Source organism: Bradyrhizobium sp. BLXBL-03, assembly GCF_051853015.1.
Taxonomy (GTDB): domain Bacteria; phylum Pseudomonadota; class Alphaproteobacteria; order Rhizobiales; family Xanthobacteraceae; genus Bradyrhizobium; species Bradyrhizobium manausense.
This window is the reverse complement of the sequence record NZ_CP182470.1, coordinates 1,475,577-1,490,431: the sequence shown is the minus strand read 5'-3', so window position 1 is coordinate 1,490,431 and position 14,855 is coordinate 1,475,577. Positions and strand designations below refer to the sequence as shown.

Here is a 14,855-nt window from a genome sequence, read left to right as displayed (position 1 = left end):
GGGTGGGTTAGCTTCGCAGATAGCGCGAAGCGCAATCTGCGAAGCGTAACCCACCAACTTCGTTCCACATTCGAGGAGCCATGGTGGGTTACGCGTGGCGACTGCGCTTCGCGCAGCCGCCAAGCTAACCCACCCTGCGCAGCCTCAAAGCTACCGCGTCTCCAGCATGGCGACGCGGATGCCGAGATAGATGAAGAGGCCGCCGAGTGCACGATTGACCCAGGCGATCACACCCTCGGACTGCCGCAGCCGGTGAGCGGCCTTCGCCGCGAACGCCGCCAGCACCAGGCACCATAGCGTGCCCGTGAAGATGAAGATCAGGCCGAGCGTCAGGAAAGCGAGCGGCTTGTGCGGCGCGTCGGCTGCGACGAATTGAGGCAGGAAGGCCAGGAAGAACAGCGCGACCTTGGGATTGAGCGCGTTGGTGAAAACGCCCTGGAGGAAGACCCGCCGCAGCGAGCTGCGCTCCGCCTCGTCCTTGACCGCCAAAAGCCGAGGCCGCGACCACAGCATCTGAAGACCAGTCAGAACCAGATAGGCCGCGCCGACCAGCTTCAGCACCCCGAATGCGGTCGATGAGGCCATCAAAAGCGCGGAAAGGCCGATCGCCGCGCCCGCGACATGGAAAAAGCAGCCGCAACTGATGCCGAAGGCGGCGGCCGCGCCGCCGCGCCAGCCCATCTGCATGCTGCGGCCGATCACATAGACCGTATCGGGCCCCGGCGTGATGTTGAGCAGCACGCCGGACAGGACAAAGAGCCAGATTTCGTGAATGCCCAGCATCAAAAGGTCCTCGCCGCCCGGCAGGTCCGTCCCAAGGGACTGGCCTTAGTCCGTCCGCACCCCGCCGTCCACCATCGGAAATGGTCAGGATTTGCATCAATTTGCAATGCGGATCATACTTTCGCTGGGCATCATCTGCTTTATCTGGGCATCATCTGCTCTATAAAGGCCCAGTTCTTGAAATGCGGGATTCGCGGGCTGCCGCCGCGCAAGTGGCTGGGCCCTTTCCCTTGGAGCTCCGAGGATATGGAAAGACGTCTGGCCGCCATCGTCTGCGCCGATGTCGCCGGCTATTCCCGGATGATGGGCAGTGACGAGGCCGGCACCCATGCCGCCTTCAAGGCCCATCGCAACGCGATCCATCCCATCATTCTCAACCACGGCGGCCGTGTCGTGAAAAACACCGGCGACGGCTTTCTGCTGGAATTCCCCTCCATCGTCGGCGCCACCGAGGCTGCGATCGCGATGCAGCTGCTGATGGCGGAGCGCAACCGTCATCTGCCTGCCGACCGCGCCATGCAGTTCCGGCTCGGCATCCACATGGGTGACGTCATCGCCGACGAGGACGAGGTGTTCGGCGACGACGTCAACATCGCCGTCCGCCTCGAATCGGTGGCGAGCCCCGGCGGCTTCGCGATCTCGGCCAAGGCCTACAGCGAGGCCAGCAAGCATCTCACCGTGCCGCTGGTCGATGGCGGCAACCACCGCTTCAAGAACATCAAGGATCCGGTCGGGGTCTGGACCTGGACGCCTGACGGCGCCGCCGCGCTCGCGCCGGAGCTGAAGGAAGGCTCGACGCTGTCGCAAGCCTACCGCACCGCCATCGTCGGCGTGCTGCCGTTTGCCAATCTCAGCGACTCCCAGGACGAATATTTCTCCGACGGCTTGACCGAGGACCTGATCCACGCGCTGTCGCTGCAGTCCTTCTACCGTGTGCTGAGCCGCAACTCGACGTTCGCCTTCAAAGGCAAGAACGCGAGCACCCGCGTGATCGCGCGCGAGATCGATGCCACCTATCTGATCCAGGGCTCGGTGCGGCGCGCCGGCGCCAAGATCCGCGTCACCGCCGAGTTGATCGCGCCGGAGACCGGCGAGCAGCTCTGGACCGGCCGCTACGACCGCGACATCGGCGACCTCTTCGCCATGCAGGACGAGATCACGACCAATCTGTCCGCAGCCATCGCCACCGAGATCGTCCGCGCCGAGGCCTCCGCGCCGGCGCGCCCGACCAACGACGTCACGGCCTGGGACCGCTTCCTGAAAGGGCTGTCGCATTACTACCGGCAGACCAAGGAAGACCTGGCCACCGCAGTCGCGCTATTCAGGGAAGCGATCGCGCTCGATCCCAAGCTGTCGATCGCGCATGCCTATCTCGCCACGATCCAGATCCAGAGCATCCAGTTCGGCTGGGTCAAGGGCACGCGCGAGATGTGGGCCGAGGCGATGAACCTCGCCGAAACCAGCGTGCGGCTCGACCCGCGCTCCTCGTTCGCGTTCTCGATCCTGTCCTGGGCGCATGCGATGGAGGGGCATCACGAGGCAGCGATGGACGCCGCCAAGCGCGCGGTCGCGCTCAACCCCTACGACATGGGAGCGCGCGGCGTGCTCGGCATCTGCCATTTCATGGTCGGCGAGCACCGCCAGGCGATCGAGCTGTTCTCGATGGCCGCCCAGCGCGACAACAGCGACCCGCGCTATCAATGGGCGGCGCTGAACGCGTTCAGCCATTATCTCCTCCGCCAGTATGACGCGACCCTGTCCTGGGCCCGCGAGCAGCTCTACATCAACCCGAACCATATGCAGGCTCTGGCGATCAGCGCCGCGGCGCTGGCGCAGATGGGCCGGACCGCTGATGCGAGCGAGGCGACAGGCGTATTGATGCGCAATTACCCGACGCTGAATGTCGACCGCCATTTGCGGAATTTTCACTGGAAGCGGCCCGAGGACATCGCGCATTACCGCGACGGGCTCTTGAAGGCGGGCGTACCGGCCAGCAAGCTGACGCTGGTCCAGAGCGACGTCAGACGCGCCGCCGAATCCTGAGGCCGAGCCGCGATCGCGCCTCCGGCTTTTTTGACATGACAGTGAATTCGGCCACACTTCCCCACACGTTGAAGTAGTATAGGTTGCTGTAGGTTTGTTAGGACTTTTCCGCGCTGTATCGGCGCGTCCCTATTTCGCGATTCGCTGTTTTCAGGATCTTGGGCCATGAACGACCCCGTCTCGAAGCCCCCCTTCGACCCCTCGATTCAGGTCTCGCCGAACAATCCCTGCCCTTTCCTGCGTGGCCTCGTCGGCGAAGGCTTTGTCGACGGCGGCACCGTGCCGCTGCGGACGCTGTCGCAGACCATCGCAAATGCAAGCGGTGAGACCGGGCTGAAGAAGAGTTCGGCCCGCGTCCAGGTCCGCGGCGTCGCGCTGATCGCCAACGGCGCCTGTCACATTCTGCAAAGCATGTTCTGGGGCGCAGAGCTCAACCGCTTGCGCGGCGGCCCGCTCGACAAGCTTGGCGCCGGCTCGCGCATCCTCGGCGTCGACGGGACGGTCAGCGAGGACCAGATCGCGCGGCTCGCCGGGTTCGGCAGCACCTATGCCGATCCCGCTGGCGGCAGCGAGACCGGCCTCAACGCCTCGCAGATCCAGACCTTCATGAACGATAATCTCAAGCGCGCCGGCAATCAGGCACGCTGGTACTACCCGCTCCTGATGAAGTTCGAATGGCCGATCCTGCTCAGGATCATGGGCAAGGGTCAGGGTGACGACCGCTATCTCAGCGTGGCCGAGGTAAGGACATTGTTCAACGAGCGCAAATTCCCTGAGAGGGTCACCCAGCGGATGGTCAGCCAGCCGGTCCGCCCGCCTTCACTGATCTTACGTGCCGTCGGCGGCCTCGTTGCCGCTCTCCTCGTCTTTGGCATCGTAGCGTTGCGCTTTCCCGATCAATTCCAGCCGATGCTGCCCGGCATCCTCGGCAATCTGGTGGCGCCGCCATTACCCCGGCACGTCGAGCCCCGTGCCGCGTACTGGCTCGAGCAAAACTGGGCGCTGGAGGACCGGCACTGGTTTCATCACGCCAGCCAGGGCACTGCGACCTTCCCGGTGCCCTATAGCTGGTTCATGGCGCTGGAGCAGCCGCGGCTGCATTTCTTCGCAAAGCCCGGCATGCTGCACGACAGCGACCATCTGCAGCGCTTCGGCTTCATCCCGAGCCCGCAGACGATCAACACCGATGAGGCGACGCTGCGCCGCTTCGGCTATGCCAATGTCTATGACAAGACCAGGCCGGTGCCGGGGCGGCTGTGGGATCCGCCGGTCAATTGGGGCAAGCAGGCCGAAAACGTCGACGGCCTGCCCGTCGGCTTTGCGCGCATGACCGGCGTGCCTGATCCTGCGACCGGCAAGATCGGCGAGGACCGGATCGGCCTCACCTGCGCCGCCTGCCACACCGGACAGATCCACTACAAGGGCATCGACATCCGCTTCGACGGCGGCCCGGCGATGACCGACCTCAGGAAGCTCGAGGTCACGACCGGCCTGTCGATCGCCTACACGCTCTACGTGCCGGGCCGCTTCAAGCGCTTTGCCGATCGCGTGCTCGGCCCCTCCGCCAGCGATGCGGACCGCGATGCGCTGAAGCAGAAGCTGAGCGCGATCGGCACCTTCCTGGTCGACTGGGAGAAGACCTACGCCAAAACCATCGAAGGCAAGACGAGGTTCAACGAGAAGACGAGGCGGGACGAGCCGCAGCAGGACACCGAGGAAGGATATGGCCGCCTCGATGCGCTCAATCGCATCGGCAATCAGGTCTTCTCCCAGGACATGACGCTCAGCGGCCTCAGCGGCTTTGAGAAGAATCTGCACGCCAGGGACGCACCGGTGAGCTTCCCGCCGATCTGGACCGTGCCCTGGCTCAAATATGCCCAGTATGACGCCTCCATCGAGCAGCCGCTGATCCGCAACGCCGGCGAAGCACTGGGCGTGACCGCGCTGTTGAATCTCTCCGACGCCACGCCCAAGGACGCGCTGTTCCGCTCGTCGATCGACATCAAGAATCTGAACTGGATCGAGGATCTGCTGAAAGGATCGGCGCCTTATCCGAAGAAGCAGCTCTCCGGACTGACATCGCCGAAATGGCCCTCGGACATCTTCGGCGACGATGCCTGGAAGATCGATGGCGACCGCGTCAAACGCGGCCGCAAGCTCTATGCGGACATCTGCGTCGAATGCCATCTCGGTCCAGTCAACGATCCCGTGTTCGACATCGAATTTCCGCAACAGAGCATCTGGTCCTCGGACCGCTGGCAGAGCATCGGCGACGACAAATTCCTGAACGAGGTGCAGAAGAGCGCCCGGGGCATGGGGACCGATTCCTCTCAGGCCAGTGTGTTGGCAACCCGCACGGTTCAGGTGCCGGGCTTTCTCAAGCTCGATCCCACGCAGAACCTCAATGGCTGGTGGAACTGCAATCTGCCTGATGTCTCCTCGACCGACATGCCGTACGCGCTTGGCCTGATGGTGCTCGTCGACATCGTCAGCCGCAAGGCAATGGACGACGCCAAGATCGACCCGAAGGTCCAGAATATCTGGTGGGGTGCGCGAAAGAATTGCCCCAATCCCGGTCCGCAGCCTGCCGAGAAGAACGAGCCGGGGCCGTGGTATCGCGCCCGACCGCTCAACGGCGTGTGGGCCACCGCGCCTTATCTGCACAACGGATCGGTGCCGTCGCTCTACTGGATGCTGAGCCCCGCAGCCGAACGTCCCAAGTCGTTCTGCATGGGCGGTGGCCGCGACTACGATCCGAAGCAGGTCGGCTTCGCGGTCACCGACGGCGAGAGCTGCAAGACCGGGCAGTCGCGCTTCTCGACGCGAGCTGCCGACGGCACCGACCTGGTCGGCAACAGCAATGCCGGCCACTCGTTCGATGGCACGCCGGGTCCCGGCAAGGACGGCACCATCGGCCGCGTGCTGAGGGAGCAAGAGCGCTACGATCTGATCGAGTATCTGAAGACGCTGTGAGCGTTTCACCTCTCCCAGCTCTTGTCCGCCGCAGCTTCAGCGAAGGCGGCTGCGGGGAGAGGCAAAATGCCTCCGCACCGTCATTGCGAGCGCAGCGAAGCAATCCAGAGTCTCTCCGAGGAGGCAGTCTGGATTGCTTCGTCGCAAGGGCTCCTCGCGATGACGGAGAATGCGGCTACTTGAACAGCGGCGTGCCCGGCACGAAGGCGTCGAACGCGGCCCAGAACTGGGAGCGGTAGCGGTCCTGCTCCTGGAGGATCTCGTGCTTGGAACCCGCGATCACAAGATGCGAGCCGGCGCGCAAATGGTAGGCGAACTCCTCGATCGCGGCGGTCGAGACCACGGCGTCATTGGAGGCCGCCAGCATCAGGATCGGCTGGCGGATCTCGGAGGGGTAGTTGATGCCCTTGAAGGTGTGCATGGCGCGAAAGGCGGTATCGGCCCAGGCGACCGTCGGTGACGCCAGGCCCAGCGTCGGGTCCTCCTCGAGGATCGCGGCATTGCGCGCATAGCGCACGGGATCGCTGGTCAGCGGATTGTTGATGAAAGGCGACAGCCCGGTGAGGTGATCGCTGCCGCCGGGAACGTAGGCGCCGCCCCGTCCCAGCATGCGCATCGTCTTCAACAGCGCCCGCACCGGAAACGAGGTGGCTCGCCCCGGCAGGTCGATCATCGGCGCGGTCAGCACCATACGATCGAACCAGCGCTTGCCCGCATGCGCCAGCCGCAGCAGCACCGCGCCGCCCATGGAATGGGCCAGCGCGAAGAAGGGCGGCGGACAGTCCGGCAGCACCACCTGCTGCACGAAGGCTTCGACGTCGATCTCGTAGTCGGAGAAGTTGCGCACATAGCCCTTGCGCGGATCGCGCAGACGCCGCGCGGAATGCCCCTGCCCGCGCCAGTCGATCATCGCCACCGCAAAGCCGCGGTCGCGCAGATCGCGCACGGTCTCGAAATATTTCTCGATCTGCTCGCTGCGCCCGGTGAAGACGCAGACCGTGCCCTTGCGGTTCGCCGGCGGCGCCCAGCGCGCAAAGCGCAGCTCGACGCCATCCGAGGTCTTGATGGTGCCGCTGACGACGTCTTCGGGAACGGGGTTGGACGGAATCGAAACCAGCGTCATGATCGGGAGTGCGTGGGCGCCAAGTGCTGTCCTCAAGTGCTTGAGATCAAGGGGCGGGAGCGTCGAAAAGGCGCTGATTCCGCCCTCTTGAACGCCGTCTGGACCCACCCATATCATTTCAGTGCAGGCCGCTACCAGTGTTTCGGAACCGGAACATCAGGCTGCACACAGACTAGGCCCGGCCCGATTGGCGGGCGGGTTACCAACAGTCGCTCAATGGAGGACTTGACCATGCGTAGCTACGATCTCACCCCGTTCTATCGTTCCACCGTCGGCTTCGACCGCCTCTTCAACCTGCTCGACCAGGCAGGCACTGACGGCAGCCCCGGTTATCCCCCCTACAACATCGAGCGCACCGGCGAGAACGCCTACCGCATCAGCGTTGCGGTCTCGGGCTTCTCCAAGGATGAGCTCTCCATCGTCGCGAAGGAAAACACGCTGACGATCAAGGGCGAGAAAGTCGCCAACGAGAACTCGAAGTCCGAGGTGCTCTATCGCGGCATCGCCGCCCGCGCCTTCGAGCGCGCCTTCCAGCTTGCCGACTTCGTGCAGGTGAAGGACGCCTCGCTCGAGAACGGCCTGCTTCACGTCGACCTCGTGCGCGAGATCCCCGAAGCCAAGAAGCCGCGCCAGATCGCGATCAACACCGGCGCTGCCAAGGCGCAGGTGATCGAGAGCTCGGTCGCCGCGTAAGGCGCACGTGCGATCTCCAAGTTGCGAAAACGCCCCGGTGCCCCCGGGGCGTTTTTTGCGCTTTACGCACAGCATCTCCTCAACGTCGTCCTGGGCCGCCGTCTCCCATCTAATGACGATATTGCACCGCATCACAGGCAGGTGAGCAGCGTAACACCCCCGCCTCTCGCTCCGTCCTTGGGACATCGCTAACCAAAACAAGACGGAGAATGATCATGACTTTCTGGCGCAGCCTTTTCGTCGCCGCGAGCCTGCTGGCGGCCCCCATCAGCCTTGCCCATGCGCAGACGCCACAGACCGTGAAAGCCAACAACGTCGTGCTGGTGCACGGCGCCTGGGCCGACGGTTCGAGCTGGTCGGAGGTGATCCCGATCCTCCAGGCCGCCGGCCTTCACGTGACGGCCGTGCAGAATCCGCTGTCGTCGCTTGCGGACTCCGTCGAGGCGACCAGGCGTGTGCTGGCCGAGCAGGATGGCCCGACCGTGCTGGTTGCGCATTCCTGGGGCGGCACCGTGATCAGCCAGGTCGGCACCGATCCAAAGGTCACCGGCCTCGTCTACATCGCCGCGCGCGCCCCCGATGCCGCCGAGGACTTTGTCGCGCTGTCGAAGCAGTTTCCGACGGGACCGGCACGCGCCGGCATCGTCGAGCGCGACGGCTTCACGAAACTCTCGGAAGACGCCTTCCTGAATTATTTCGCCAATGGCGTGAAGCCGGAGCAAGCCAAGGAGCTCTACGCCGTGCAATGGCCGACAGCCGCCTCGATCTTCGCCGGCCGCACCACGGAGGCCGCCTGGCACACGAAGCCGAGCTGGTATGCGGTGTCGAAGAACGACGGCACCATCAATCCCGATTTCGAACGCTTCCTCGCCAAGCGCATGAACGCCACCACGATCGAGCTCGACGCCGGCCACCTCTCGCTGGTGTCGCATCCGAAAGAGGTGGCGAATTTGATCCTGGAGGCGGCGGGGTACCCGCGGAGCTGAGCGGCGATGGCGGAAATGCAAAAGGCGCCTGAGTGCTCGGGCGCCTTTCGTTTTGCCAACCTCCCTCCACGATGTCGCCCCGGCCTAGTGCGCAATTGCGCACGGGGGCCGGGACGACACCGATGGTGTGATGCGCAGCCTCGCCTAATCCAATCCTTGCACCGCCGGCATCTCCTGGGTCGGCAGGATCGTCGGAGCCGGCTTGGCCTGGCCCACGATCGGCGCCGCCTGCGCGGGTTTTGCTTGCACGGCCGCGGTCTGCTGTGCGGGTTGGACCTGCGTCGCCTGCTCTGCCGGCTTGCCTGGCGCAACCGGCGTCTCGGCACGCTGCGGAGCCGCCTTCGGCAGCGGCACGGCGCGGCTGGCGACATGCGGGATCGAGGCAGGCGGGCGCGGCGGGCCGCCACGGACCATGGTCGGCGGCGGCAGTGCGCCTTGCGGCCGGTAAGGTGCCACCTGCGGCTCCTCATAGGCTGGCGCCATGCCATAGGCGTCAGCGGCCGGCATGAAGCGGATGATCCGGCCATCGCGGGCGTCGATCACGAGCCGGCCGTCGTCGCCGCGGCGGTCGATCACCGCGATGGTGTAGACCGTGCCGCGCAGGTGGGGGATGCCTGTCGGCGAGAAGCCGTTGTCGCGCAGCACGGCATAGACCTCGGTGGCCGGCAGCAGCGCCGGGCCCTCGCCGCGCTCCTCATAGCCATAGCCATAGCCGTAGCCATAGCCATGGCTGTAACGCGGTGGCGGCGCGGCCACCGGCGGGGCGTAGGGCCCGTCGAAATCCGAGACCGCGATATAGGCCCCGCCCGCGGCTCCATTCACCGAGACTTGGGCCTCCGCGGTATTTGCCACCAGCGCCAGCGCGGCGGCGGCCACACATCCTGTGAAAAACTTCATGGTCGGCACGCTCCTGTCAGGCCCCCGAATGGTCGGCGCTCTTTCGCTTCTTGCGGCGTGGCGCGCCTTTCGAAGGGCTGAGGTGAAGCTTCATTGGGGATTTCGGCGCCGCTTGGGCCGGATCGGGGCGCGTTTGCTTCAAAACCGGGGCTGCGCAACTTTTGGAAAGCGATCGATTGACTTATGAGGAATCGGGACTTCCGCGCGCTTGTGTGATAGACAAAAATTTGGCAAGGTGACGTTTAGGACAGGAAGACTGTCTCAATTTTGCTTGCGGTCCCGGCACAGGGATTGCAACGAAAGTCGGTGCTTCCGAGCACCATAAGGCAACAGGAAAAGCCGTTCTCGGGGACGAAGAACGCCTTGGCCTGAATTTAAGAAAATGCGGCTCGCAGCGGACGAGCGGTGACCCAGGCGGGTGCCGCGGAACGCCGAAGGTGCGCCGAAGATGGCGGTGAGGCAGCTTGCCGCATGGAGAGGATTGGAACAATGAACGGGTCGCAATTCGAGCGCGGAAACATCGTGGCAGAAGAGCTGTCGGCGACGGTCGCCTCGAAAACGACCGATCCGATTCAGGAGCACAATTCACGGCCGGAAGCCGAAGGCCTGTACGATCCGAGCCTGGAGAAGGACTCCTGCGGCGTCGGCTTCATCGCCAACATCAAGGGCAAGAAGTCGCACGAGATCGTCTCGGACGCGCTGAGCATCCTCTGCAACCTCGAGCATCGCGGCGCGGTCGGCGCCGACCCGCGCGCCGGTGACGGCGCCGGCATCCTGGTGCAGATCCCGCATGCCTTCTTCAGCCGCAAGGCCAAGGAGAACAAGTTCGAGCTGCCGGCGCCCGGTGAATACGCCATCGGTGCGCTGTTCATGCCGCGCGACACCGCCTGGCGCAACGTCATCAAGAGCATCATCGCCGACCAGATCAAGGCGGAAGGCCTGACCCTGCTCGGCTGGCGCGACGTGCCGACCGACAATTCCTCGCTCGGCGTCACCGTGAAGCCGACCGAGCCCGCCTGCATGCAGGTGTTCATCGGCCGCAACGGCGTCGCCAAGACCGAAGACGAGTTCGAGCGCCGGCTCTACATCCTGCGCAAGTCGATCTCGCAGGCGATCTACCAGCGCCGCGACCGCGGCCTTGCGGGCTATTATCCCTGCTCGATGTCCTGCCGCACCGTGATCTACAAGGGCATGTTCCTCGCCGACCAGCTCGGCAAGTACTATCCCGATTTGCACGAAAAGGATTTCGAGAGTGCGCTCGCGCTGGTTCACCAGCGCTTCTCGACCAACACCTTCCCGGCGTGGTCGCTGGCGCATCCCTATCGCATGATCGCGCATAACGGCGAGATCAACACGCTGCGCGGCAACACCAACTGGATGGCGGCGCGGCAGGCCTCGGTGAGCTCCGAGCTATACGGCAAGGACATCAACCGGCTCTGGCCGATCTCTTACGAAGGCCAGTCGGACACCGCCTGCTTCGACAACGCGCTCGAATTCCTGGTGCAGGGCGGCTACTCGCTGCCGCATGCCGTCATGATGATGATCCCCGAGGCGTGGGCCGGCAATCCCTTGATGGATGAGAAGCGCCGCGCCTTCTACGAATATCACGCTGCCCTGATGGAGCCGTGGGACGGCCCCGCCGCGATCGCCTTCACCGACGGCCGCCAGATCGGCGCCACGCTCGACCGCAACGGCCTGCGGCCGGCGCGCTATCTCGTCACCAAGGACGACCGCATCGTGATGGCGTCCGAAATGGGCGTGCTGACGATCCCCGAGGACCAGATCATCACCAAGTGGCGCCTGCAGCCGGGCAAGATGCTGCTGGTCGACCTCGAGCAGGGTCGTCTCATTCCTGACGACGAGATCAAGGCCGAGCTCGCCAAGAGCCATCCCTACAAGGAGTGGCTGGAGCGGACCCAGATCGTGCTGGAAGACCTGCCGAAGGTGCCGACCACCGGCGTGCGCTCGAACCTGTCGCTGCTCGATCGCCAGCAGGCGTTCGGCTACAGCCAGGAAGACATTTCCATCCTGATGACGCCGATGGCAGCCACCGGTGAGGAAGCCGCGGGCTCGATGGGCAACGACACGCCGATCTCGGCGCTGTCGGACAAGGCCAAGCCGCTGTTCACCTACTTCAAGCAGAATTTTGCGCAGGTCACCAACCCGCCGATCGACCCGATCCGCGAGGAGCTGGTGATGAGCCTCGTCTCCATCATCGGACCGCGGCCGAACCTGTTCGATCTGCAGGGCCTTGCCACCACCAAGCGCCTGGAAGCGCGCCAGCCGATCCTGACCGACGCGGATCTCGAAAAGATCCGCTCGATCTCCGACGTGGCCGACACGCACTTCAAGTCGCGCACGCTGGATACCACCTTCCATGCCGGTCTCGGCGCGGCCGGGATGGACCAGGTGCTCGACGAGCTCTGCGCGCGCGCGGAAGCCGCCGTGCGCGAGGGCGTCAACATCATCATCCTGTCCGACCGCATGGTCGGCACGGACCGGGTTCCGATCCCGTCGCTGCTGGCCTGCGCCTCCGTGCATCATCATTTGATCCGCACGGGCCTGCGCACCTCGGTCGGTCTGGTCGTCGAATCCGGCGAGCCGCGTGAGGTGCATCACTTCGCGTGCCTTGCCGGCTACGGCGCCGAAGCGATCAATCCTTACCTCGCGTTCGAAACCATCATCGCGATGAAGGACCGCCTGCCCGGCTCGCTCGACGACTACGAGATCGTCAAGCGCTACATCAAGTCGATCGGCAAGGGCCTGCTGAAGGTGATGTCCAAGATGGGCATCTCGACCTACCAGTCCTATTGCGGCGCGCAGATTTTTGACGCGGTCGGCCTCAAGGCCGATTTCGTCGGAAAATTCTTCGCCGGCACGCATACCCGCGTCGAAGGGGTTGGCCTTGCCGAGATTGCCGAGGAAGCCGTGCGCCGTCATGCCGACGCCTTCGGCGAGGCGCTGGTCTACAAGAACGCGCTCGATGTCGGCGGCGAATACGCCTACCGCAGCCGCGGCGAGGACCACGCCTGGACCGCCGAGTCGGTCTCGCTGCTCCAGCACGCCGCGCGCGGCAATTCGCAGGAGCGCTATCGTGCCTTCGCCAAGATCCTGAACGAGCAGTCCGAACGCCTGCTGACGCTGCGCGGCCTGTTCCGGATCAAGAACGCGGAGGAAGAGAAGCGCAAGCCGATCCCGATCGAGCAGGTCGAGCCGGCCAAGGACATCGTCAGGCGCTTCGCCACCGGTGCGATGAGCTTCGGCTCGATCTCGCGCGAGGCGCACACGACGCTCGCGATCGCCATGAACCGGATCGGCGGCAAGTCGAACACCGGTGAAGGCGGCGAGGAAGCCGACCGCTTCAAGCCGATGCCGAACGGCGATTCCATGCGTTCGGCGATCAAGCAGGTCGCCTCGGGCCGCTTCGGCGTCACCACGGAGTATCTCGTCAACTCCGACATGATGCAGATCAAGATGGCGCAGGGTGCCAAGCCCGGCGAAGGCGGCCAGCTGCCCGGCCACAAGGTCGACGCGACCATCGCCAAAGTGCGTCACTCGACCCCGGGCGTCGGCCTGATCTCGCCGCCGCCGCACCACGACATCTATTCGATCGAAGATCTCGCGCAGCTGATCTATGACCTCAAGAACGTCAACCCGACGGGTGACGTTTCGGTCAAGCTGGTCTCCGAGATCGGCGTCGGCACGGTGGCCGCAGGCGTTGCCAAGGCGCGCGCCGACCATGTCACCATCGCGGGCTTCGAGGGCGGCACCGGCGCATCGCCGCTGACCTCGATCAAGCACGCCGGCTCACCCTGGGAGATCGGCCTTGCCGAAACCCACCAGACGCTGGTGCGCGAGCGGCTGCGCAGCCGCATCGTGGTCCAGGTCGATGGCGGCTTCCGCACCGGGCGCGACGTCGTGATCGGCGCGCTGCTCGGCGCCGACGAGTTCGGCTTCGCCACCGCGCCCCTGATCGCGGCCGGCTGCATCATGATGCGCAAGTGCCATCTCAACACCTGCCCGGTCGGCGTCGCGACGCAGGATCCCGTCCTGCGCAAGCGCTTCACCGGCCAGCCCGAGCACGTGATCAACTACTTCTTCTTCGTCGCGGAGGAAGTCCGCGAGATCATGGCCTCGCTCGGCTTCCGCACCTTCAACGAGATGGTCGGCCAGGTTCAGCTGCTCGACCAGACCAGGCTGGTGGCGCACTGGAAGGCCAAGGGCCTCGATTTCTCCAAGCTGTTCGTCAAGCAGAAGGAAGAGAAGGGCCAGAAGATCTATCACTCCGAGCGCCAGAACCATCATCTGGAGGCGGTGCTCGACCGCTCGCTGATCGCGCAGGCGCAGCCTTCGCTCGACCGCGGCGCGCCGGTCAAAATCGAGGCTGCGATCAACAGCACCAATCGCTCCGCGGGCGCGATGCTGTCGGGCGCGGTCGCCAAGATCTATGGCCATGCCGGCCTGCCGCATGATACCATCCATGTCAGCCTCAAGGGCACCGCCGGCCAGGCGTTCGGGGCGTGGCTCGCTCATGGCGTCACCTTCGAGCTCGAAGGCGAAGCCAACGACTATGTCGGCAAAGGCCTGTCGGGCGGCAAGATCATCGTCAAGCCGCCGAAGAACTCCGCCATCGTGCCGGAAGAGAGCATCATCGTCGGCAACACCGTGATGTACGGCGCGATCGAGGGCGAGTGCTACTTCCGCGGCGTCGCCGGCGAACGCTTTGCCGTGCGCAACTCGGGCGCGGTCGCCGTGGTCGAAGGCGCGGGCGATCATTGCTGCGAATACATGACTGGCGGCATCGTGGTCGTGCTCGGCAAGACCGGGCGCAACTTTGCGGCGGGCATGTCCGGCGGCATCGCCTACGTGCTCGACGAGACCGGCGATTTCGACAAGCTGTGCAATCTCAGCATGGTCGAGCTCGAGCCGGTGTTGTCCGAAGAGCTGATCAACGCCGGCACCTATCATCATGCCGGGGACCTCGAAGCCCACGGCCGGGTCGACGTGTTCCAGAACCTGCTCGCCTCCGACGTCGAGAGGCTGCACGTTCTGATCACGCGCCATGCCAAGGCGACCGGCTCCGAGCGCGCGGCCGACATCCTTGCCAATTGGAAGGAATGGCTGCCGAAATTCCGCAAGGTGATGCCGGTCGAGTACCGGCGCGCGCTGCGCGAAATGGCGGCCAACGCGGACGCCGAGCCGAAAATCGCGATCGGGGCGTAAGGCATCACACCCCGTCATTGCGAGTGCAGCGAAGCAATCCAGAAACTCTCCGCGGAAACAGACTGGATTGCTTCGCCGCAAGAGCTCCTCGCAATGACGACGAGCAAGAAACAGAACGAATTTAAGCGGCAGGG

The 14,855-nt window shown here is 64.7% G+C and carries 8 protein-coding genes; 5 read left to right on the top strand and 3 right to left on the bottom strand.

Going from position 1 to position 14,855, the window contains the following annotated elements:
- Positions 1-150: 150 nt before the first annotated feature.
- On the bottom strand, positions 151-783 hold the full coding sequence (locus ACNJX9_RS07095; RefSeq protein ID WP_057752783.1) for a LysE family translocator: 633 nt from the start codon (positions 781-783) through the stop codon (positions 151-153).
- A gap of 246 nt (positions 784-1,029) precedes the next feature.
- Between ACNJX9_RS07095 and ACNJX9_RS07090 the strand changes: the two genes are divergently transcribed.
- Positions 1,030-2,826 (top strand): adenylate/guanylate cyclase domain-containing protein, encoded by a 1,797-nt coding sequence (locus ACNJX9_RS07090; RefSeq protein ID WP_439408258.1) that lies wholly within the window; start codon positions 1,030-1,032, stop codon positions 2,824-2,826.
- A gap of 165 nt (positions 2,827-2,991) precedes the next feature.
- Entirely contained in the window at positions 2,992-5,799 is a 2,808-nt protein-coding gene (locus ACNJX9_RS07085) for a di-heme-cytochrome C peroxidase (protein ID WP_439408257.1), read from the top strand.
- A 175-nt stretch (positions 5,800-5,974) separates the two neighbouring features.
- Here the strand turns inward: ACNJX9_RS07085 and ACNJX9_RS07080 are convergent, their stop codons facing one another.
- Positions 5,975-6,922 (bottom strand): alpha/beta fold hydrolase, encoded by a 948-nt coding sequence (locus ACNJX9_RS07080; RefSeq protein WP_057752790.1) that lies wholly within the window; start codon positions 6,920-6,922, stop codon positions 5,975-5,977.
- 231 nt (positions 6,923-7,153) lie between these two features.
- Between ACNJX9_RS07080 and ACNJX9_RS07075 the strand changes: the two genes are divergently transcribed.
- Positions 7,154-7,615 (top strand): Hsp20 family protein, encoded by a 462-nt coding sequence (locus tag ACNJX9_RS07075; protein ID WP_057752931.1) that lies wholly within the window; start codon positions 7,154-7,156, stop codon positions 7,613-7,615.
- A gap of 215 nt (positions 7,616-7,830) precedes the next feature.
- Positions 7,831-8,601: an alpha/beta fold hydrolase gene (locus ACNJX9_RS07070; protein WP_439408256.1), complete on the top strand. Its 771-nt coding sequence runs from the start codon at positions 7,831-7,833 to the stop codon at positions 8,599-8,601.
- A 144-nt stretch (positions 8,602-8,745) separates the two neighbouring features.
- Here the strand turns inward: ACNJX9_RS07070 and ACNJX9_RS07065 are convergent, their stop codons facing one another.
- Positions 8,746-9,498, bottom strand: coding sequence for a hypothetical protein (locus tag ACNJX9_RS07065; RefSeq protein ID WP_439408255.1), 753 nt, complete (start codon positions 9,496-9,498; stop codon positions 8,746-8,748).
- A 489-nt stretch (positions 9,499-9,987) separates the two neighbouring features.
- Here ACNJX9_RS07065 and gltB point away from each other — a divergent pair, with 489 nt between their 5' ends.
- Positions 9,988-14,721, top strand: a complete 4,734-nt coding sequence (gltB, locus tag ACNJX9_RS07060) for a glutamate synthase large subunit (RefSeq protein WP_439408254.1) — start codon at positions 9,988-9,990, stop codon at positions 14,719-14,721.
- The last annotated feature ends 134 nt before the right edge of the window (positions 14,722-14,855 follow it).

What these genes read in the sequence shown, in the direction of transcription:
- ACNJX9_RS07075 (WP_057752931.1), top strand. Translation starts at nt 7,154, where the DNA reads ATGCGTAGCTACGATCTCACCCCGTTCTATCGTTCCACCGTCGGCTTC.
- gltB (WP_439408254.1), top strand. Translation starts at nt 9,988, where the DNA reads ATGAACGGGTCGCAATTCGAGCGCGGAAACATCGTGGCAGAAGAGCTG.
- ACNJX9_RS07085 (WP_439408257.1), top strand. Translation starts at nt 2,992, where the DNA reads ATGAACGACCCCGTCTCGAAGCCCCCCTTCGACCCCTCGATTCAGGTC.
- ACNJX9_RS07070 (WP_439408256.1), top strand. Translation starts at nt 7,831, where the DNA reads ATGACTTTCTGGCGCAGCCTTTTCGTCGCCGCGAGCCTGCTGGCGGCC.
- ACNJX9_RS07090 (WP_439408258.1), top strand. Translation starts at nt 1,030, where the DNA reads ATGGAAAGACGTCTGGCCGCCATCGTCTGCGCCGATGTCGCCGGCTAT.
- ACNJX9_RS07080 (WP_057752790.1), bottom strand. Translation starts at nt 6,922, where the DNA reads ATGACGCTGGTTTCGATTCCGTCCAACCCCGTTCCCGAAGACGTCGTC.
- ACNJX9_RS07095 (WP_057752783.1), bottom strand. Translation starts at nt 783, where the DNA reads ATGCTGGGCATTCACGAAATCTGGCTCTTTGTCCTGTCCGGCGTGCTG.
- ACNJX9_RS07065 (WP_439408255.1), bottom strand. Translation starts at nt 9,498, where the DNA reads ATGAAGTTTTTCACAGGATGTGTGGCCGCCGCCGCGCTGGCGCTGGTG.